Consider the following 18,786-nt stretch of genomic DNA (forward strand, 5'->3'; position numbering starts at 1 on the left):
GTGGTTACCTCCACCGGCCATCATCGCCGCCCGGTACGACACCGGCACCGCCGGAGTTACCCAGCTCACCCGCTGTCGGCGGGTGAGCCGGGGGAGAGGTCGACGGGTGTGCCGGAGGGGGCGGTCAGCCGGCGTCGACCAGCGGCGTCCCGTCCAGGGTGACCCCCGCCGCGGCCAGTTCGGCCAGCGCCGCCTCGGTGCTGTCGGCGGCCACGCCCGCGGTCAGGTCGAGCAGCACCGTGGTGTCGAAGCCGGCCCGTACGGCGTCCAGCGCGGTGGCCCGGACGCAGTGATCGGTGGCGATACCAACCACGTCCACCGCGTCGACGCCGTGCCCGCGCAGCCAGTCGGCCATCGACTCACCCTCGGCCGTGTGCCCCTCGAAGCCCGAGTACGCGGCCGCGTACTCGCCCTTGTGGAACACCGCCTCGATCCGGCCGGTGGCCAGCTCGGGGTGGAATTCCGAACCCGCCGTGCCGACCACGCAGTGCTGTGGCCAGGACGTCCGGTAGTCGGGCGGATCCCCGAAGTGGCCGCCCGGGTCCACGTGGTAGTCCTTGGTGGCGACGACGTGCGACCACCGCTCCACCGGGGCGGTCAGCAGCCGCGACACGGCGGCGGCCACCGCCGCGCCACCCGCCACCGCGAGGGAACCACCCTCGCAGAAGTCGTTCTGGACGTCGACGACGATCAGACCTCGACTCATCGATCCACTCCCTCCGCCGGTACCACGGTGACCGGAATCGCCGGATCACCGGTGGACAACTTCAATCCCTCCCAGGGGATCGAGATCAGGCACTGCCGTAGGTGGTCCCGGGCGGCCGTGAGGTCGACCGGCGGGACCGGTTCACCGCCGATGACGTACGACCGTTGCAGCATCCGGTCGCCGGGCCGGTGCTCGGGCACCCCCTGGGACACCACGATCTCCTCGGTGGCGGTGCCGGTCGGTTTGTGCCGCCGGATGGCGACCTTGCGACCGCCGACCGTGGCCTTGTGCTCCGACCGCTTGACGACCGGCCGGCCGTCCACCTCCACCAGTTTGTAGACCAGGCTGGCGGTGGGCGCGCCCGAGCCGGTCACCACGGAGGTGCCGGCGCCGTACGAGTCGACCGGTTCGGCCGCCAGCGCCGCGATGGCGTACTCGTCCAGGTCCCCCGACACGATGATCTTGGTGTCGGTGGCCCCGAGCGAGTCGAGCAGCTCGCGGGACTGCTGCGCGATCACCGCGAGGTCGCCGGAGTCGATCCGGACCGCCCGCAGCCCCGGGCCGGCCGTCGCGATCGCGTTCCGGATCCCCTCCGCGATGTCGTACGTGTCGACCAGCAGCGTGGTGTCGGGGCCCTGCGCCTCGACCTGGGTGGCGAAGGCCGCCTTCTCGTCGTCGTGCAGCAGCGTGAAGGCGTGCGCGGCGGTGCCGGCGGTCGGGATGCCGTACCGCTGGCCCGCCGCGAGGTTGGAGGTGAAGCTGAAGCCGGCCAGGTACGCGGCGCGGGCCGCGGCCACCGCCGCCTCCTCGTGGGCTCGTCGGGAACCCATCTCGATCAGCGGCCGGCCCCGGGCCGCGGTCACCATCCGGGCCGCCGCGGCGGCCACCGCGCAGTCGTGGTTGAGCACCGACAGCACCAGGGTTTCCAGCACCACCGCCTCGGCGAAGGTGCCGGACACGGTGAGGATCGGCGAACCGGGGAAGAACAGCTCACCCTCGGCGTACCCGTCGATGTCGCCGGTGAACCGGTAACCGGCCAGCCACTCGGCGGTGCGGTCGTCCACCACCCCGGTCGCGCGGAGGTGGTCCACCTCCGACCCGTCGAACCGGAACTCGCGGATCAGGTCCAGCAACCGCCCCGTACCCGCCACCACGCCGTACCGGCGACCGGGCGGCAGCTTACGGGCGAACACCTCGAAGACGCACCGGCGGTCCGCCGTGCCGTCCCGCAGGGCGGCGGCGACCATGGTCAGCTCGTACCGGTCGGTCAGCAGCGCGGGTCGATGTGTGATCACCACCCCAGCTTAGGTCGTACCCCGGACGGTCCCGCCGGCCCGCCGGCCCCGGGGGATGATCCCGCCGCCCGCCGCCCGCCGCCCGCCGCCCGCCGCCCGCCGCCCGCCGCCCGCACGGTCGGGGTGGGTCGCGGAGCTGCCGGGTCGGGACCCACCGGCTACGCCGGGTCGGTCCGGCCGGACCGACCGTTCCGGTCGGGCAGCGCGCGCAGCGCGGCCGGCAGTTCGCCCCGACCGCCGACACCCAGCTTGCCGTACACCCGCTGGAGGTGGTTCTCCACGGTCCGGGTCGACAGGTACAGCTGTTCGGCGATGCTCCGGCTCGGGACGCCGTCGGCGGCCAGCACGGCGATTTCCCGTTCCCGGTCGGTGAGCAGCGGCTGCCGGCTCCACAGGGCGGGGGTGCGGACCAGGTCGCAGCGTTCCAGCAGCTCACCCAGGCGTACGTTGGCCTGGTTCGCCAGCGGCGACCGTTCCTCGCGCAGCCGGGCCACCCCGGCCGCGGCGGCCTCGGCGGCGAACAGGTTCAGCCCGGCGGCGGCGAAGTCGTCGGCCACGCCCAGCAGGTCCGTCCCGGACCGGTCGAGGACGGCCCGGGCGTGCCGGGCCAGCAGCGACGGCAGCGAGCCGTCCACGACCTCGGTCAGCGCCGCCAGCCGGCGGGCGACGGTCGCCCGTTGCCGCCGGGCCCGGCCCCCGGACCCGCCGTCGGCGCCGACCCGGCCCCCGGACCCGCCGTCGGCGCCGACCCGGCCCGCGGGCCCGGCGTCGGTGCCAGCCCGGTCCGCGGGTTCGATGTCGGTGCTGGTCCGGTCCGCGAGCCCGCCGTCGGCGCCGGCCCGGTCCGCGGGCCCGACCTCGGCGTCGGCCCGGCCGAGCCGGACCAGGTCGTGCAGGGCGTGGATCTCGTGCCCGGCGAACCCGTCGGTCCACAACTGGGCCACCAGGGCAGTCAGCACCTCGGCTGCGCCGTCGAGGTCACCCTCGGCGGCCAGGACGGCCGCGCGGGCCTGCTCCCGCCAGGGCCGGAGCACGGCCATGCCGGGCATGTGCGCCGCGTCCGACTCGGCCATCGCCTCGACCGCCTGTGGCAGGTCGCCGCGCAGGGCTGCGGCCTGCGCCCGCTCCGACTGCGCCAGGCTGGTGTACGCGGGGCTGTTGGCCAGCACCGCGCAGGCGCCGAGACTGGTCCGCAGCGCCTCACCGGTCTGGCCGCGCAGCCGGGCCACCTGGGCCCGCACGATCGACAGGTACCCGGTGCCGAGCCGGAAGTCACCGGCGTCGGCCAGGTCGGCGAACTCGTCCGCGGCGATGGCGTCGATGCCCGCCAGGTCGCCGGCGAGCAGCAGCCCGGTGCCCCGGGCCAGTTCCAGGGCGAGTTGGAGGTACGGCATGTCGCCGCGCCACTGCGCGGCGTCGGCCGCCACGCCGGCCACCGCCCGAGCGCTCAGCTCGAAGTGGCCCTGCGCGGCCTGCAGGTGCGCGACGGTGCACCGGGCCAGGTCCCGGGCCGCCAGGGTGGCCGCCGGCCGGTCCAGGATCGCCCGACCGATCCGCATCGCCTCGACGTAGTCCATCCGGTGCAATCGCATGATCGCCTCGAAGGAGCGCACCCGGGCCTGGTCGGCCGGATCGGTCAGCCCGGCAGCGGCGGCGGCCACCCGTTCCACGGTGGACTCGTCCCGCAGCACCCAGTAGGAGATCATGCCCCGCACGGTGATCTGCCGCGCCCGCCGTTCGTCGGTGTTGACCAGGGCGGTTGCCGCGTCGAGGACCTCGATCGCCTCCTCCGGCTGGTCGCTGAACATCAGGATGGTGGCGAGCAGTTCGGCGGCGTCGTATCCGCCGTCGGCCTCCATCGCGGCCCGGGCCAACCGGGCCGCCAGCGGTACGTCGTACTGGCCGAACGCCTGACCGGCGGCGGCCAGCAGCAGCGACGGCACCTGTGCGGTGCCGGAGTCCAGCCGCCAGACGGCCACCCGCAGCAGGTCGTCCCGCCGCCGGGCGCCGGCCGCCTCGACCAGATCCGCGAGCCGGGCCTTCAACCGGCGAGTACGGGTCACCGGGCAGCGCTGCCGGACAACCTCGCCGTAGAGCGGATGGGCGAGCCGGACGTTGAACCGTCGGTCGTGCTCGACAACGGTGATCAGCGAGCGTTCCTCGGCCAGTTCCACGTCCCGCGGGTCGGTCGCCCGGTTGAGCAGTTCGAGGCCGATCGGCTCGCCCAGCGCGACGAACTCGATCACGGTCTGCACGCCCCGGTCGAGCCGGCCGATGCGGGCGTCGATCAGGTCGTTGAGGTTCGGCGCCAGCTCCAGCCGGCCGGTCCAGCGCCAGACCCCGTACGACTGGGTCAGTTCGTTGCCACCCTGCGCGGCGATCACCAGTTCGCGCAGCAGCAGGGCGTTGCCGGCGGAGAGCCGGTGCAAACGGTCCGCGGAGGCGGTGTCCACCGGCCCGCCCAGGATGGCGGTGAGCAGCGCCTGCGTGTCGGCGAGGCCGAACGGGGCCAACTCGGCGTGCTCGACCAGATCGTCCGTCCACAGTGCCCTGATCGGCAGCGGCACCTGCTCGCCGTTGCGCAGGGTGCCGAGCACGGTGGCGTCCTCGGAACGGGCGATCAGGTAGACCAGGGCCGCCGACGACGGGTCGAGCAGATGGGCGTCGTCGATGGCCAGCACGATCGGCCGGCCGGCGGCCTGCTGGTGCAACGCGTCGACCGCCCAGCGCAGGATGCCGGCGGGGGAGAGCCCGGCCGGCTGGTCGGTGGGTAGCACCTGCGCCAGGCCCCCGAACGGCAGGCCGGCGGTCGCGATGTTGGCCGACGCCGACCACACCGCGTACTTGTCGGTGGGCAGCGCCTCGACCCCCTCGCGCAGCAGCCGACTCTTGCCGATGCCGGCGGTGCCGCTGAAGAAGATGCCCCGCCCTGTCACGCCGCTGGCGGCGGCGCTCAACCGGTCGAGTTCGGTACGGCGGCCTACGAAGCTCCAGGGTCCCACCCCGGCAGCATATCGACGAAAGTTCCGCGCTGTGCTGGTCTGATTACTCAGAAGTTGAGTAGCGCCGCAGTTACCGCTGAGTACCGGGATCGCTCGTGCGGTCGACCGGTCCGCGCATACGGTTCGGTGGTCCGGGTCCCCGCCGCGGAACTCCGCGGTCGGGGCTCCACATCCGACCGTCCACGGTGACGAGCCGGATCCGGGCCGCTGTCCGAACCACGGTGCAGCCGGCCGACCACCCGGCGGCTGCCCGAACCGGGCAGCGGCTGACCACGAAGGAGCACCGGTCCGAGCCACGGAGCGGTTGCCCGGTCCACGGCGCAGTTTCAGGGAGGCGAGTGTGCGGTCGACCCGGCCCCGGGCCGTTCCCGAGCGGAGTCTCGCGGTCGTGCCGGCGCCGCGCCGTCCCGAAGGGGACCCGCTGCGCCTCGCGGCCAAGGCGGTCGAGGCGGGGCCGGACGAGCGCATCGGCGTCGTCCTGGCCGGCCCACTCGGTGACCTCCGGTCGGCGCTGTCGGCCGCCCTGGTCGGCGAACTGCCCGCGACCACGGGCCGGAGTGGCGGCTTCCTGGTGACGAGCCACGGGGTCCGGGTGGGTGGACTCGGACACATCCCCGGTCACCGGCAGCCGTACCGGTACCACGACGACGGTGGGCCGGTGGCGGCCAGGCCGCCCCGGCGGGTGGCGGTGACCCTGCCCGATCCGTTGCTGCGGCACTTCGAGCTGATCGACACACCGGACACCGACCAACTCGGCACCGCCGGCACCCGGGTGTTGCTGGACGCCGCCCGGCGCGGTGGTGCGCTGCTGTTCGTGCTGCCGACATCCGGTCGGCTGACCGAACCGGATCTGGCGGTGCTGACCGGCGCGGCGGACACCGGGTGCGCCGTCTTCTTCGCGGTGCTGCCCGAGGTCACCGACCGGCGACCGCCGGTTCGCCGGCCCGGCGCCGAACCGGCCGAGGATCCGGTGACGGCGGCCGAACGAGGGCTGCGCGCGACGGTGGCCGCCGAGGTGCCGGCGCTGGCCGAGGCACCCTGGTTCGTGGTCTGCCCGGAGGCCGGCGACATCGCGTACCTGCGCCGGGCCCTGCTGGAATGGGCCGACCAGGAGGCGCTGGCGCGGGCCGGCGAGAGCCCGCCGCCGCCGGTCGCCACCGGTCCGGTCCCGGTCGCCGCGAACGTCGGCGGGTCCGACTGGGCGGACCGGCTGGACCGGCGGCTCCGCGCCGGAGCCCATCGGGTGCGGCAACACCTCGCCATCGAACTGGCGAACATCCACCTGCGGTGCGTCCAGGAGATCGTCTTCGGGGTCGGCCCGGCCGGCCTGCCCGAGGTGCTGGACCGCGAGGTGGAGGCGCTGTCGATGATGACGGTGCGGGACGAGGCTGCGGTCCTGGCCGAAGTGCTGGCCGGGATCCTGGGCACGGTGGTCGGGGAGGTCCCGGACGAGGGCGTGCGGAGGCGGGTCACCGCAGCCGTACGCCGGGGCCTCGCCGACCACCGGCTCGCCCGGGATCTGGATCGGGTGCTGCTCGTCACCAGTACCGGCGGCGTCGCCACGGTCACCGGCTCGGCGGCCGTGGCGGCGCTGGCCGCCTATCCCGAACCCGACAACGGGCTGCTGCCCCCGATCGGGGTGGCCCTCTCGGGCGGCTGCTACCAACTGTGGCGCAGCCCCGGCGACACCGGACCGGGCCAGGCCCGTTCCTGGCTACAGCGGGTGTTGCGCGAGGTCGAGGTGGAACTGGCCCGCGAGGTGACCCGCCGGTTCGAGGCGGTCCGGCTGTCCCTGACCGCCGTACTCGGCGAGTCGATCGACCACGGCATGCTGCTTGCCTGAGGTGCCGGCCGCCGCCCTGTGTGGTCCGCCGCACCATGGCGGTGGCGCTCCGGCTGCTCGGACCACGGACAGCGGTGGCACCATGGGGGGCATGGCGGCTCCACAGGTTGTCCCGGTCGAGACGCCGGACATCGACGACGCGCCGGTCTCGGACCGGCCCTGGGTGACGATCGTCTGGGATGATCCGGTCAACCTGATGTCCTACGTCACGTGGGTTCTGCAGAAGCTGTTCGGCTACAGCCACGAGAAGGCCGAGAAACTGATGCTGGATGTCCACAACAAGGGCCGGGCCGTGGTGTCCAGCGGCGCGCGCGAGCGGATGGAGTACGACGCCGCGCAGCTGCACTCGTACGGTCTGTGGGCGACGGTGGACCGCTCGTGAGTGAGTGGAGCGTCCGGTCCGGCCCGGTGGGAGCCCGGGAAGGGCTCCGGTCGTGGCGGGGAACCGGGACGAGCGGCCCGATCCGTGGTGAGGTGGCGCAGTGAGCATGTTCCGGCGCCGTGGCGCCCAATACGTCGCGACCTTCGCCCCGGACGAGGCCCGGGTGCTCCGGAAGGTCGCCGGCGAGGTGGTCGGGCTGCTGACCGACGGCTTCGACCACTCCGATCCGGTGGTGGGCCGGCTCTTCCCGGCGGCCTACCCGGACGACCCGGACGATACCGATGAATTCCGGCGGTACACCGAGGGTGACCTCAAGACCGGAAAGATCGACCAGGCCGGTGCGATCCTCGCGGCGCTGCCGCCCGACGCCGAGGAGGAGGTACGCCTCGACGCCGAGGCGGCCGAGGCGTGGCTGCGGGCGCTGAACGACGCCCGGTTGGCGATGGGCGTCCGGCTGGAGATCACCGACGGCACCGACCTGAGCACGGAACTCGACCGTGCCCTGATGGTCGACCCGAACTCGTCCCGGGTGTTCCAACTCTCCGTCTACGCCTATCTGGGGTACCTCCAGGAGTCCCTGCTCAACGCGATGCTCGACTGAGCACAGGCCGGGCTGGCCGGCGGATCAGGCGGCGTCGAGTGTCGCGTACTCCTGCTCGGAGAGCGTCAGTTCGGCGGCGGCCGCCGAGTCCCGGATGGTTTCCGGCCGGCTGGCCCCGGGGATCGGGATGACCCGGGGTGACCTGGCCAGCATCCAGGCCAGGCAGACCTGCTGCGGGCTGACCCCGCGCTGCCGGGCCACCTCGGCGAAGGCTCCCGGGCTGCCGGCCAACCCGGCGGCCCGGCCGGCGCCGCCGAACGGCGACCAGGGCAGGAAGGCCAGGTCCAGCTCGTCGCACAGGTCCAGCTCGGGTTCCGAGGTACGGAACGTCGGCGAGTACTGGTTCTGCACCGAGACCAGCCGGTCGCCGAGGATCTCCCGGGCCTCGCGGATCTGCCCGGGATCGGCGTTGGAGATGCCCGCCATCCGGACCTTGCCCGCGTCCACCAGATCGCGCAGGGCGCCGATCGACTCCGCGTACGGGACCCGCGGGTCGGGTCGGTGGTGCTGGTAGAGCCCGATGGCGTCCACCCCGAGCCGGCTGAGCGAGGCGTCGCAGGCCCGCCGCAGATGCTCGGCGGAACCGTCGATCGTCCAGCTGCCGTCCCCGGGGCGCAGGTGGCCGCCCTTGGTGGCGACCAGTACCCCGGAGGTGTCCCCGGCGTAGCTGGCGAGCCCCCGGGCGATCAGGGACTCGTTGTGACCCACGTCGTCGGCGTACCGGTGGTAGGCGTCGGCCGTGTCGATCAGGGTGATGCCGGCGTCCAGGGCGGCGTGGATGGTCCGCAGCGCCCGCTCCTCGTCCGGGCGGCCCTCGATCGACAGCTGCATCGCGCCGAGACCGATGGCACTTACCTCGATGTTTCCGATGGCGCGCTGGCGCATTGCCGCCCAACCTCCTCGTCTCGTGTTCCAGGGTGACCTCGCACACGTTACGGACGGCACCTTAGACGGTAGGCTGGCACCGTGCTGAGCATCGACCGCGGAATCCTCGACGCGATCGTGGCGCATGCCCGCCGGGACCACCCCGACGAGGCGTGCGGGGTGGTGGCCGGTCCGGCCGGCAGCGACACGCCCACCCGGCACATCCCGATGGACAACGCCGCCCGGTCGATGACCTTCTACGAGTTCGACTCGATGGAGCACCTGCGGGTGTGGCGGGAGATGGACGACCGGGACGAGGAACCCGTGGTGATCTACCACTCGCACACCGCGACCGAGGCGTATCCGTCGCGGACGGACATCTCGTTCGCCGGCGAGCCGGGCGCACACTACCTACTGGTCTCCACCCGGGATCCGGAGACGGCGGAGATCCGCTCCTACCGGATCGTGGACGGCCAGGTCACCGAGGAGCCGGTCCGGATCCTCGACCCAGGGGTGGACCAGCACGCCGTGCAGTCCTACATGTTCGGGCAGAGTCCCGCGACGGTCGACTACGAGTGTTCGGGCCGCTGACCCTTCCACGTCCGGCATCCGTTCCTGGTCAATCCAGTTCGCGAGGAGTATTCCCATCATGGCCATCGAAGTTCGCATCCCCACCATCCTGCGCAGCCACACCGGCGGTGCCAAGGTCGTCGAGGGCGCCGGCGACAGCCTGGCTGACCTGCTGACCGACCTCGACTCCCGGCACACCGGGCTGCGCGACCGGCTGGTGACCGACGCCGGCGCCCTGCACCGGTTCGTCAACGTCTACGTCAACGACGAGGACGTCCGGTTCCTCGGCGCGCTCGACGCCAAGTTGTCCGACGGTGACACCGTGACGATTCTGCCGGCCGTGGCCGGTGGTGCGTTCGGTTTCGCCGCCGCGGCGGCGATGCTCGGGCACCGGTCACCCGCCACCCGCTGACACCGGTCATGGCGAGGTACGACAGCCTCCTCGACGCCTGCGGCGGTACCCCGCTGGTGGGGTTGCCCCGGCTCTCGCCGGTGGTGCCCGACGGCGCGCCTCCGGTCCGGCTCTGGGCCAAGCTGGAGGACCGCAACCCCACCGGCAGCGTCAAGGACCGGCCCGCGCTGTTCATGGTCCGCGCTGCGGAGCGGGAGGGCCGGCTCCGGCCGGGCGCCACCATTCTCGAACCGACCAGCGGCAACACCGGCATCTCCCTGGCCATGGTGGCCAAGATGCGGGGATACCGGCTGGTCTGCGTGATGCCGGAGAACGTCTCCACCGAGCGGATCCAGCTGCTACGGATGTACGGGGCGGAGATCATCTTTTCGCCGGCGGCCGGCGGGTCCAACCAGGCGGTGGCCACCGCCAAACAGGTGGCCGCCGAGCATCCGGACTGGGTGATGCTCTACCAGTACGGCAACGAGGGGAACGCCCGGGCCCACTACGAGACCACCGGTCCGGAGCTGCTGGAGGACCTGCCCAGCATCACGCACTTCGTGGCCGGCCTCGGCACCACCGGCACCCTGATGGGCACCGGCCGCTACCTGCGGGAAAAGGTCGAGGGCATCGAGATCATCGCCGCCGAGCCCCGGTACGGCGAGCTGGTCTACGGGCTGCGGAACATCGACGAGGGGTACGTCCCGGAGCTGTACGACGCGACGGTGCTGACCCGGCGCTTCTCCGTGGGCACCCGGGACGCGGTGCTGCGTACCCGGCAGCTGGTCGAGGTGGAGGGCATCTTCGCCGGCTTCTCGACCGGGGCGATCCTGCACGCCGCGCTGGCCGTGGCCCACCAGGCGGTCCGGGAGGGTCGCCGGGCCGACGTGGCGTTCGTGGTCTGCGACGGTGGCTGGAAGTACCTCTCCACCGGCGCGTACGGCGGCAGCCTGGCCGAGGCCGAGGAGGCGCTCGAAGGCCAGCTCTGGGCCTGAGTGAGCGGGCCCTTCTCACCCTGAGTGACGAGAAGGGCCCGCCACCGTCAAGGGCCCGCTAGCGTTCGTTGGCCAGCCGCGCGCCGAAGCCCAGCAGCGCGGCCCCGGTGCCGACGTCCAGCGTCCGGCGTACCCACCGGCGTGCCAGGACCCGCCGGGTCCGGTGCATGGCGAGCACCAGGGCCACCAGATAGAGCAGCGACAGCACCGCGTGGCTGAGGGCGAAGACCAGCAGCACCGGGACCGGAGCGGCGTGCCCGACGAACTGGGGCAGCACCGCGAGATAGAACGCCAACACCTTCGGGTTGGTGATGTTGGACAGGAAACCCTGCCGCCAACCCACCAGCGCCTGCCCGGCGGCGGTGCCACCCTCAGGTAGCGGAGCGTAACGTCCGCGCCAGGCCGAGCGCAGCGCCTGACCGGCCAGGAAGATCAGGTAGGCCACGCCGAGCCATTTGATCGCCTGGAACAGCGGTTGGGACCGTACGATCACCGCCCCCAGGCCAGCGGCTGCGGCCGTACCCTGCACGGCGTTCGAACTCGCGACGCCGACGGCGCTCCACAGCCCGCGCGGCCGACCTGCGGCCAGGGTGTTGCGGGTGACCACCGCGAAGTCGGGTCCCGGCACCAGCACCAGGACAGTGGCGAACAGCAGGAAGCTGCCATATGCGGTCCATGACATCTTTCGATGCTAGGCGGCCCGGTACGCCGGCGTCCGGTGGCCCGCCGGTAGGCCGCCGAGCGGCATGGCGCGGCGTCGCGTCAAGCGGCGTCGCGTCAAGCGGCGTCGCGTCCAGCGGTGCCGGCGTTGACAGGGGGCCCTTCCTATACAAAAAGCGATAACAAGGTGCCCTTCCTTGCTCACAGGGCGCCGAGGGTCAGCCCCACGTTCACCAGCAGGGGCACCGTGGCCAGGCCGAGCAGCAGCCACGGCAGCCGGGCCCGGCGGACCAGGGCGAACGCCGCCACCGTGCAACCGATGCTGCCGAGCCCGATGGCGGCCAGCGTCGGCTCGTACCATCGCGGGGCGGTGTCGGCCAGGATGGCCAGCAGTCCGCGCCCGGCCGTTGCCGTGCCGACCAGCCCCAGCGCGGTGGCCCAGCCGCACAGGCCGAGCATCCGGTCGCTGGCTCCGATCGAGTCGACCCGCTGGACCGGGAAGGGCTGCTGCGCACCGGGCAGCGGCGGCGGGGGCAGTGGAACGCCCCGGATCACCGGTGTCCCGGTGGACACCTGTCGGGCCACCTCCCGGTGCCGGGCACGGTCGGGCGGACCCGGCCCCGGACCGCCCTGCCGGCGTGTGGGCCGGTCGGGCTCGGTCCGGACCAGTTCGGCACCGGTCGCGGCGCCCGCGCCCGCCGGGGGGTCGGCCTCCGGCGCGGTCCCGGCGCTCGGCGCGGTCTCGGTCTCGGTCCCGGCGCCGGTCGCGGTCTCGGTGTCGACGCTGGGTGCGGTCTCGGTGTCGGCCGGAACCGGTTGGGACGGTACGGCGGTCCGCAGCGTGGGTGCGGTGGCCGGAGCGGTGTCCGAGGCTGTCACCTGGGGCTCGGTCGTCACCACGGCTCCTTCCGCCGGTCCCGCCGGGCGGTACCTGCCGGTACCGGCTCGGTCTGCCTCACGCAATGCAAACGGGTGGCGGTAACGGGGCGTAACGGCGAAACCTGCATCGGTCCGGTGTCACCTTGGTGACATCTATGATCAGACCATTCTTGCGTCGAGAGCTTCCGGCGTAGGCTGCGCGTCGTGAACCACTCGCCGCCCCCGATGATCGCGCCGACCAACGGAAGCGACGAGATTACCTGGAGTAATCGCGGGATTGCCGGATGCGACTGACCGTCCTTGGCTGCGCCGGAAGTTTTCCCGGCCCTGAAGCCGCGTGCTCGGCATATCTGGTGGAGGCCGAGGGTTTCCGGCTTCTCGTCGATTTCGGCTCCGGGTCGCTGTCGGCCCTCCAGCGCTATGCCGCGTTGTCGGCCGTGGACGCGATCCTGCTCAGCCACCTGCACTGTGATCACATCTCGGACGCCGTGGACTACGTCGTGGTCCGCCGGTACGCGCCCGACGGACCGTATCCGGCGCTGCCGGTGTACGCCCCGGCCGGCGCGCCGGACCGGATCGCCGCGGCCTACAGCCAGGAGGGGGACAGCGTCGAGGACGTCTACACCTTCTACGGGCTGCAACCCGGGAGCTTCCCGATCGGCCCGTTCACCGTCACCGTGGACCGGGTCAACCACCCCGTCGAGACGTACGGCATCCGGTTGGAGCACGGCGGCCGGACCCTGTGCTACTCCGCCGACACCGCGCCCTGCGAGGCGCTGTTGCGGCTCGCGCACCGCGCGGACCTGTTTCTGTGCGAGGCCAGCTACCTGGACGGGGTGGACAATCCCCCGGACATCCACCTCACCGGTCGCGAGGCCGGCGAGGTCGCCACGAAGGCCGAGGTGGGTCGCCTGTTGCTGACCCACCTCGTCGCCGCCTGGGGCAGCGAGGCGATGACCCAGGAGGCCGCGGCGGCCGCCTACGCCGGTCCGATCGAGGTCGTCCGGCCCGGCGCCAGCTACGAGGTCTGACCCGGACGGCGGCGCCGCTCCGACGATTTCTTGTGCCTTACTGTTCCCCGGCCGGTCAGCCCGGGGTCGCCCCGCGCACCGGCAACTGGCCCACGGTGGGTGGCATGCGAATCGCGATCGTCACGGAGTCGTTCGCGCCGGACGTCAACGGCGTGGCGCACTCCGTGTCGCGTACCGTCGAACACCTGGTCCGGCGGGGCCACCAGCCGCTGGTGGTGGCCCCGGCTCCCGCCTCGGCCGGGCCGGTGACCGAGCCCGCGCCCTGCCCGGTGCTGCGGGTCCCGAGCGTGGCCCTGCCCGGCTACCGCGGATTCCGGCTGGGGCTGCCCAGCGGCCGGCTGGCCGAGACGCTCGCCGAACACGCCCCGGACGTCGTCCATCTCGCCAGCCCGTTCGTGCTCGGCGCGCGGGCCGCCACCGTGGCCGCGCACCGCGGCGTGCCGCTGCTGGCCGTGTACCAGACCGACGTCGCGGCCTACGCCCGGTTCTACGGCCTGGGGTGGGGTGAGGCCGCCGCCTGGCGCCGGCTGCGGATGATCCACAACGCCGCCTACCGTACCCTCGCGCCGTCGACCGCGGCGGCCACCGACCTGGTCGACCACGGCGTCGAACGGGTCTGGCTGTGGCGGCGCGGTGTCGACGCCGTCCGGTTCGCCCCGACCCGGCGGCACGAGCTGCTCCGCCGCGCTCTCGCCCTCGGGGGTGAGACGCTGGTCGGGTACGTCGGCCGGCTGGCCGGTGAGAAGCGGGTGGAACTGCTCGCCGAGACCTGCCGGCTGCCGGGCGTCCGGGTGGTGGTGGTCGGCGACGGCCCGGCCCGCCGCGAGGTGCGGCGGGCGCTGCCCGGCGCGGTCTTCCTGGGGGTACGGCGCGGAAACCAGCTCGCCCGGCTCTACGCGAGCCTGGATGTCTTCGTCCACACCGGCCCACACGAGACGTTCGGGCAGACCGTGCAGGAGGCGCAGGCGAGTGGGCTGCCGGTGGTCGCGCCGGCCGCGGGTGGGCCGCTGGACCTGGTCCGCCCGGGAGTCGACGGCACCCTCGTCCCGCCCGGTGACGGGACGGCGATCGCGGCGGCGGTGGCCGACCTCGTCGCCGATCCCGAACTGCGCGCCGCGTACGGCCGGGCCGCCCGGTCGGCGGTGGCCGGCCGCACCTGGGCGGCGGTCGGTGACGAGCTGATCAACCACTACCGGGCGGCCCGGTCGGCGGAACCGCCCGCGATCGTCGGCCCGGTGATCTGACCCGGTCGCCGCCATCACCGGGTACGGCATTGCCGGAGGGGGTCGGCGGGGTGACCGTCGGGGCCACATAGGGTGGGCCCATGGCGCGACCAGACGGACGACGACCCGACCAACTCCGCCCGGTGCGGCTGACCCGGCGCTGGAGCATGCATCCCGAGGGCTCAGTGCTGGTGGAGTTCGGCGACACCCGGGTGCTGTGCACCGCGAGCGTCACCGAGGGGGTGCCGCGCTGGCGGAAGGGCTCCGGGCTCGGCTGGGTCACCGCCGAGTACGCGATGCTGCCCCGAGCCACCAACACGCGTTCGGACCGGGAGAGCATCAAGGGCCGGGTCGGTGGGCGTACCCACGAGATCTCCCGGCTGATCGGTCGCAGCCTGCGGGCCTGCATCGACCTCAAGGCCCTCGGCGAGAACTCGATCGTGCTCGACTGCGACGTGTTGCAGGCCGACGGCGGCACCCGGACCGCCGCCATCACCGGCGCGTACGTGGCGCTCTACGACGCGGTGGGCTGGTTGGCCGGCCGGGGGTCCCTGGCCGGCAAGCCGGCTCGGGTGATGCACCGGTCCGTCGCGGCGGTCAGCGTCGGGATCATCGCCGGTGAGCCACGGCTCGACCTTTGCTACGAGGAGGACGTGGCGGCCGAGGTGGACATGAACGTGGTCTGCACCGGCACCGGAGACTTCGTCGAGGTGCAGGGCACCGGTGAGGCCGGGGTGTTCGCCCGGGACCGCCTGGACGCCCTGCTCGACCTCGGGGTGGCCGGCTGCGCCGCGCTCGCCGAGGCCCAGCGTGAGGCGCTGGCCGGATGAGCCGGCTGCTGCTGGCGACGGCGAACGCCAAGAAGCTGGTGGAACTCCAGCGCATCCTGGACGGCACCCTCGGGTCCGGCCGGATCGAGCTGGTCGGCCTCGACGAGTTTCCCGACTATCCGGACGTGCCCGAGACCGGCCTCACCTTCGGGGAGAACGCCCTGATCAAGGCCCGGGAGGGCTGCCGGCGGACCGGACTGCCCACCGTGGCCGACGACTCCGGGTTGGCGGTCGACGCCCTCAACGGCATGCCGGGGGTGTTCAGCGCCCGCTGGTCCGGGCGGCACGGCGACGACCAGGGCAACCTGGAACTCGTCCTCGCCCAGGTCGCCGACGTCCCCGACCAGCATCTGGGCGCCGCCTTCGTCTGCGCGGCGGCGCTGGTGCTGCCCGGCGGCCGGGAGCACCTGGTCGACGGGCGGCAACCCGGCCGGCTGGTCCGCGCACCGCGCGGAACCAACGGGTTCGGCTACGACCCCATCTTCGTCGGCGAGGGTCAGGACCGCACCAACGCGGAGCTGACCGCCGAGGAGAAGGACGCGGTGAGCCATCGCGGCAAGGCGCTGCGGGCGCTCGGGAAGGTGCTCGGCAAGGAACTGCCCAACCTTCCCGGCTGACCGCCAGCCGGCCCCGGCTGCGAAACAACGTCCCGGGCTGCCGGCGCCCCGGACGTTACTGCCGGCGCCCGGGCGTTAAGCGGGGGCCCTTGCTATACAAAAAGCGATAACAAGGTGCCCTTCCTTTCAGGCGAGCGGGCCGAGGTCGTGCTCGATGGCGGCCCGCAGGTCGGGCTCGGCGATCACCGCGCGGGCCGCCTCCAGCACCGGGGCGAGGAAGACGTCCGGGCCGGGCTCGCCGGCGTACCCGGTGAGCGCCGCGCACGCGGCCCGGCCGGCGGGCGACGGCCGCAGCGGCGCCCGCAACTGCAATCCGCGTACGGCGGAGAGCAGCTCGACCGCGAGCAGGCTGGTCAGGTTGTCCAGCACCGTGCGCAGCTTCTTGGTGGCCGCCCAACCCATCGAGACGTGGTCCTCCTGCATGCCGCTGGTGGGCAGCGAGTCCACCGAGGCGGGTGCCGCCAGCCGGCGGTTCTCGGCCACGATCCCGGCCGCCGTGTACTGGGCGATCATCAGTCCGGAATTCACCCCCGGGTCCGGGCTGAGGAACGCCGGCAGGTCCCGGTTGCGGGTCACGTCCAGCAGCCGGTCCACCCGGCGTTCGGCGATCGCGCCCACCTCGGCCAGCGCGATGGCCAGATAGTCGGCGGCGAAGCCGAGCGGCGCGCCGTGGAAGTTCCCGGTCGATTCCACCCGGCCGTCCGGCAGCACCACCGGGTTGTCGACCACCGACCGTAGCTCCCGGCCGGCGACCGTCTCGACGAAGTCCAGGGTGTCCCGGGCCGCGCCGGCCACCTGCGGGGCGCACCGCATCGAGTACGCGTCCTGCACCGCGTGCGCCAGATCGTCCCGGTGCGAGTCCATGATGGCCGAGCCCTGGAGCAGCCGGAGAATGTTGGCGGCCGAGGCGGCCTGCCCCGGATGCGGCCGGATGGCGTGCAGCTCGGGCCGGAACGGCCGCTCCGAGCCGAGCATCGCCTCGATGGCCAGCGCGGCCGTGACGTCCGCCATGCCCAGCAGGTGCCGGGCGTCCGCGATGGCCAGCAGCAGCATGCCGAGCATCCCGTCCGTGCCGTTGATCAGCGCCAGCCCCTCCTTGGCGGCCAGCTCGATCGGTCGCAGTCCGGCGGCGGCCAGTGCCGGTCCGGTGTCCTGCCGGGAGCCGTCCGGGCCGAGCACCCAGCCCTCCCCGAGCAGCACCAGGGCACAGTGCGCCAGCGGGGCCAGGTCACCGGACGCGCCCAGCGAGCCGTGCTCCGGCACCCACGGCGTGACATCCGCGTTGAGCAGATCCACCAGGGCCTGCGCGACCAGCGGCCGGACCCCGGAACGACCCATCGCCAGCGACCGCACCCGCAGCAGCATCATGGCCCGGACCACTTCGCGGGGCATCGGCCGGCCGACCCCGGCCGCGTGCGACCGGATCAGCGCGTGCTGCAACTCGGCCCGCCGTTCGGGGGCGATCGAGGTGTTGGCCAGCGCGCCGAAGCCGGTGGAAACCCCGTACACCGGCCGGCCGGCGCGCTCGATGTCGTCCACGATGGCCCGGCTGGTCGTCATGGCGTCCACGGTGGTCGGATCGAGCAGCACCTTCGCGTCGGTACGGGCCACCGCCAGCACATCGGCCGGGCAGATCCCGTCGGGCAGCACGGTAACCGCACCCGGCGACCCGGTCCGGTGGCGTTCGATGGTTCGGTCTTGTCGCTCACTCATAACGGCACTCCGTTGTGCAGGACCTGGCGGATCAGCGGAACACCCGGCCGGTAGGCCAGGTGCAGATGGGACGGTGCGTCGAGGATCATCAGGTCGGCGCGTACCCCCGGGCGCAGCACGCCCACGTCGTCCCGGCGCAGCGCGCGGGCGCCGCCGGCGGTCGCGGCCCAGACGGCCTCCGCCGGGGTCATGCCCAGCTCCCGCACCGCCAGCGCCACGCAGAAGGCCATCGACGAGGTGTACGACGAGCCGGGGTTGCAGTCGGTGGCCAGCGCCACGGTCACGCCCGCGTCGAGCAGCCGCCGGGCGTCCGGGTACGGCGACCGGGTGGAGAACTCGGCACCGGGCAGCAGCGTGGCCACGGTGTCGGAGTCCGCCAGCGCGTCGACGTCGGCGTCGTCGAGGTGGGTGCAGTGGTCGGCGCTGGCCGCGCCCAACTCCACCGCCAGCCGGACCCCGGGACCCGGACCGAGCTGGTTGGCGTGTACCCGGACGCCCAGCCCGGCCGCCTGCCCGCAGGTGAGGATCGCCCGCGCGTGGTCGGCGTCGAAGGCGCCCCGCTCGCAGAACACGTCGATCCACCGGGCGTACGGGGTGGCCGCCCGCAGCATCGGGCCGCAGACCAGGCCCACGTAGTCGTCGGGCCGGTCCGCGTACTCCGGCGGCACGACGTGGGCGCCCAGGAACGTCGTCTCGGTCGTCACCTCGGCGGCGATCCGCAGCGACCGCACCTCGTCGGCCACGCTGAGGCCGTACCCGCTCTTGACCTCGATGGTCGTGGTGCCCTGGGCCAGTGCCTCCGCGCGCAGGCGGCGCACGGTGGCCCGCAGCGTGCCGTCGTCGGCGGCACGGGTCGCGGCCACGGTCGTCCGGATGCCGCCACCGGTGTACGGCTGCCCGGACATCCGGGCCGCGAACTCGGCCGAGCGGTCGCCCGCGAAGACCAGGTGGGCGTGGCTGTCCACGTACCCGGGTAGCACCGCGCCGCCCCCGGCGTCGATCCGCCGGTCGGCGGCCGGGGCGTACCGGGCCGGCCCGAGCCAGGCGACCCGGCCCTCCTCGACCAGCACGGCGGCGTTCCGGCGGATCCCCAGCGGGGCGTCACCCGCGCCCCGGGGCGCGTTGGTGACCAGCTCGCCGATGTTGTCGACCAGCAGACTGCTCACGTCCGCTCCTCGCTGCGC

The 18,786-nt window shown here is 73.3% G+C and carries 18 protein-coding genes; 10 read left to right on the forward strand and 8 right to left on the reverse strand.

Features of this window, described 5'->3' with window-relative positions; translation table 11 throughout:
* Positions 1 to 124 precede the first annotated feature (124 nt).
* The 3 genes from ACXN5W_RS19910 to ACXN5W_RS19920 form a co-directional block, all read right to left on the reverse strand.
* Positions 125 to 706 carry an isochorismatase family protein gene (locus tag ACXN5W_RS19910; RefSeq protein WP_473159841.1) on the reverse strand — a complete coding sequence of 194 codons (582 nt, stop codon included), beginning with the start codon at positions 704 to 706 and terminating at the stop codon, positions 125 to 127.
* Positions 703 to 2,001, reverse strand: a complete 1,299-nt coding sequence (locus tag ACXN5W_RS19915; RefSeq protein ID WP_473159842.1) for a nicotinate phosphoribosyltransferase — start codon at positions 1,999 to 2,001, stop codon at positions 703 to 705. The genes ACXN5W_RS19910 and ACXN5W_RS19915 overlap by 4 nt, the downstream gene beginning before the upstream one ends.
* Positions 2,002 to 2,159: 158 nt before the next feature.
* Entirely contained in the window at positions 2,160 to 5,003 is a 2,844-nt protein-coding gene (locus ACXN5W_RS19920; protein ID WP_473159843.1) for a LuxR C-terminal-related transcriptional regulator, read from the reverse strand.
* A 340-nt stretch (positions 5,004 to 5,343) separates the two neighbouring features.
* Between ACXN5W_RS19920 and ACXN5W_RS19925 the strand changes: the two genes are divergently transcribed.
* From ACXN5W_RS19925 to ACXN5W_RS19935, 3 genes are all read left to right on the forward strand, one after another.
* Positions 5,344 to 6,846 carry a P-loop NTPase family protein gene (locus ACXN5W_RS19925; protein WP_473159844.1) on the forward strand — a complete coding sequence of 501 codons (1,503 nt, stop codon included), beginning with the start codon at positions 5,344 to 5,346 and terminating at the stop codon, positions 6,844 to 6,846.
* A gap of 91 nt (positions 6,847 to 6,937) precedes the next feature.
* Positions 6,938 to 7,228 (forward strand): ATP-dependent Clp protease adapter ClpS, encoded by a 291-nt coding sequence (gene clpS, locus ACXN5W_RS19930; protein WP_473159845.1) that lies wholly within the window; start codon positions 6,938 to 6,940, stop codon positions 7,226 to 7,228.
* A gap of 106 nt (positions 7,229 to 7,334) precedes the next feature.
* A complete protein-coding gene (locus tag ACXN5W_RS19935) occupies positions 7,335 to 7,829 on the forward strand; it encodes a DUF2017 domain-containing protein (RefSeq protein WP_473159878.1) in 495 nt (164 codons plus the stop codon).
* Between the two features lie 24 nt (positions 7,830 to 7,853).
* Here ACXN5W_RS19935 and ACXN5W_RS19940 read toward each other — a convergent pair whose 3' ends face one another.
* Positions 7,854 to 8,714, reverse strand: coding sequence for an aldo/keto reductase (locus ACXN5W_RS19940; protein WP_473159846.1), 861 nt, complete (start codon positions 8,712 to 8,714; stop codon positions 7,854 to 7,856).
* Between the two features lie 81 nt (positions 8,715 to 8,795).
* On the opposite strand from ACXN5W_RS19940, the gene ACXN5W_RS19945 reads away from it, so the two are divergent.
* Genes ACXN5W_RS19945 through ACXN5W_RS19955 form a run of 3 tightly spaced genes read left to right on the forward strand, consistent with a single transcriptional unit; the run spans position 8,796 to position 10,649 of the window.
* On the forward strand, positions 8,796 to 9,284 hold the full coding sequence (locus tag ACXN5W_RS19945; RefSeq protein ID WP_473159847.1) for a M67 family metallopeptidase: 489 nt from the start codon (positions 8,796 to 8,798) through the stop codon (positions 9,282 to 9,284).
* Between the two features lie 58 nt (positions 9,285 to 9,342).
* Positions 9,343 to 9,675, forward strand: coding sequence for a MoaD/ThiS family protein (locus ACXN5W_RS19950; RefSeq protein ID WP_473159848.1), 333 nt, complete (start codon positions 9,343 to 9,345; stop codon positions 9,673 to 9,675).
* A gap of 8 nt (positions 9,676 to 9,683) precedes the next feature.
* A complete protein-coding gene (locus ACXN5W_RS19955; RefSeq protein ID WP_473159849.1) occupies positions 9,684 to 10,649 on the forward strand; it encodes a PLP-dependent cysteine synthase family protein in 966 nt (321 codons plus the stop codon).
* 58 nt (positions 10,650 to 10,707) lie between these two features.
* On the opposite strand, the gene ACXN5W_RS19960 is transcribed toward ACXN5W_RS19955, so the two are convergent.
* Both ACXN5W_RS19960 and ACXN5W_RS19965 read right to left on the reverse strand, forming a co-directional pair.
* Entirely contained in the window at positions 10,708 to 11,331 is a 624-nt protein-coding gene (locus ACXN5W_RS19960) for a LysE family translocator (RefSeq protein WP_473159850.1), read from the reverse strand.
* 179 nt (positions 11,332 to 11,510) lie between these two features.
* Positions 11,511 to 12,206, reverse strand: a complete 696-nt coding sequence (locus tag ACXN5W_RS19965) for a hypothetical protein (protein WP_473159851.1) — start codon at positions 12,204 to 12,206, stop codon at positions 11,511 to 11,513.
* Positions 12,207 to 12,472: 266 nt separating this feature from the next.
* Here ACXN5W_RS19965 and ACXN5W_RS19970 point away from each other — a divergent pair, with 266 nt between their 5' ends.
* The 4 genes from ACXN5W_RS19970 to rdgB all read left to right on the forward strand — a co-directional run bounded on the left by ACXN5W_RS19970 (position 12,473) and on the right by rdgB (position 15,889).
* Complete coding sequence (locus ACXN5W_RS19970; protein WP_473159852.1) at positions 12,473 to 13,219, forward strand: MBL fold metallo-hydrolase; 747 nt, start codon at positions 12,473 to 12,475, stop codon at positions 13,217 to 13,219.
* A 104-nt stretch (positions 13,220 to 13,323) separates the two neighbouring features.
* On the forward strand, positions 13,324 to 14,463 hold the full coding sequence (locus ACXN5W_RS19975; protein WP_473159853.1) for a glycosyltransferase family 4 protein: 1,140 nt from the start codon (positions 13,324 to 13,326) through the stop codon (positions 14,461 to 14,463).
* Positions 14,464 to 14,543: 80 nt separating this feature from the next.
* Entirely contained in the window at positions 14,544 to 15,272 is a 729-nt protein-coding gene (gene rph / locus ACXN5W_RS19980) for a ribonuclease PH (protein ID WP_473159854.1), read from the forward strand.
* On the forward strand, positions 15,269 to 15,889 hold the full coding sequence (gene rdgB, locus ACXN5W_RS19985) for an RdgB/HAM1 family non-canonical purine NTP pyrophosphatase (RefSeq protein ID WP_473159855.1): 621 nt from the start codon (positions 15,269 to 15,271) through the stop codon (positions 15,887 to 15,889). The genes rph and rdgB overlap by 4 nt, the downstream gene beginning before the upstream one ends.
* A gap of 126 nt (positions 15,890 to 16,015) precedes the next feature.
* Here the strand turns inward: rdgB and hutH are convergent, their stop codons facing one another.
* Together hutH and hutI are read right to left on the reverse strand one after the other, a co-directional pair.
* Positions 16,016 to 17,602, reverse strand: a complete 1,587-nt coding sequence (gene hutH / locus ACXN5W_RS19990; RefSeq protein ID WP_473159856.1) for a histidine ammonia-lyase — start codon at positions 17,600 to 17,602, stop codon at positions 16,016 to 16,018.
* The gene (gene hutI, locus ACXN5W_RS19995) at positions 17,599 to 18,768 is read right to left on the reverse strand and encodes an imidazolonepropionase (protein ID WP_473159857.1); all 1,170 of its coding nucleotides are present in this window, start codon (positions 18,766 to 18,768) and stop codon (positions 17,599 to 17,601) included. Before hutI ends, hutH begins: the two co-directional genes overlap by 4 nt.
* Positions 18,769 to 18,786 lie beyond the last annotated feature (18 nt).

The organism is Plantactinospora sp. A48, from assembly GCF_055793945.1.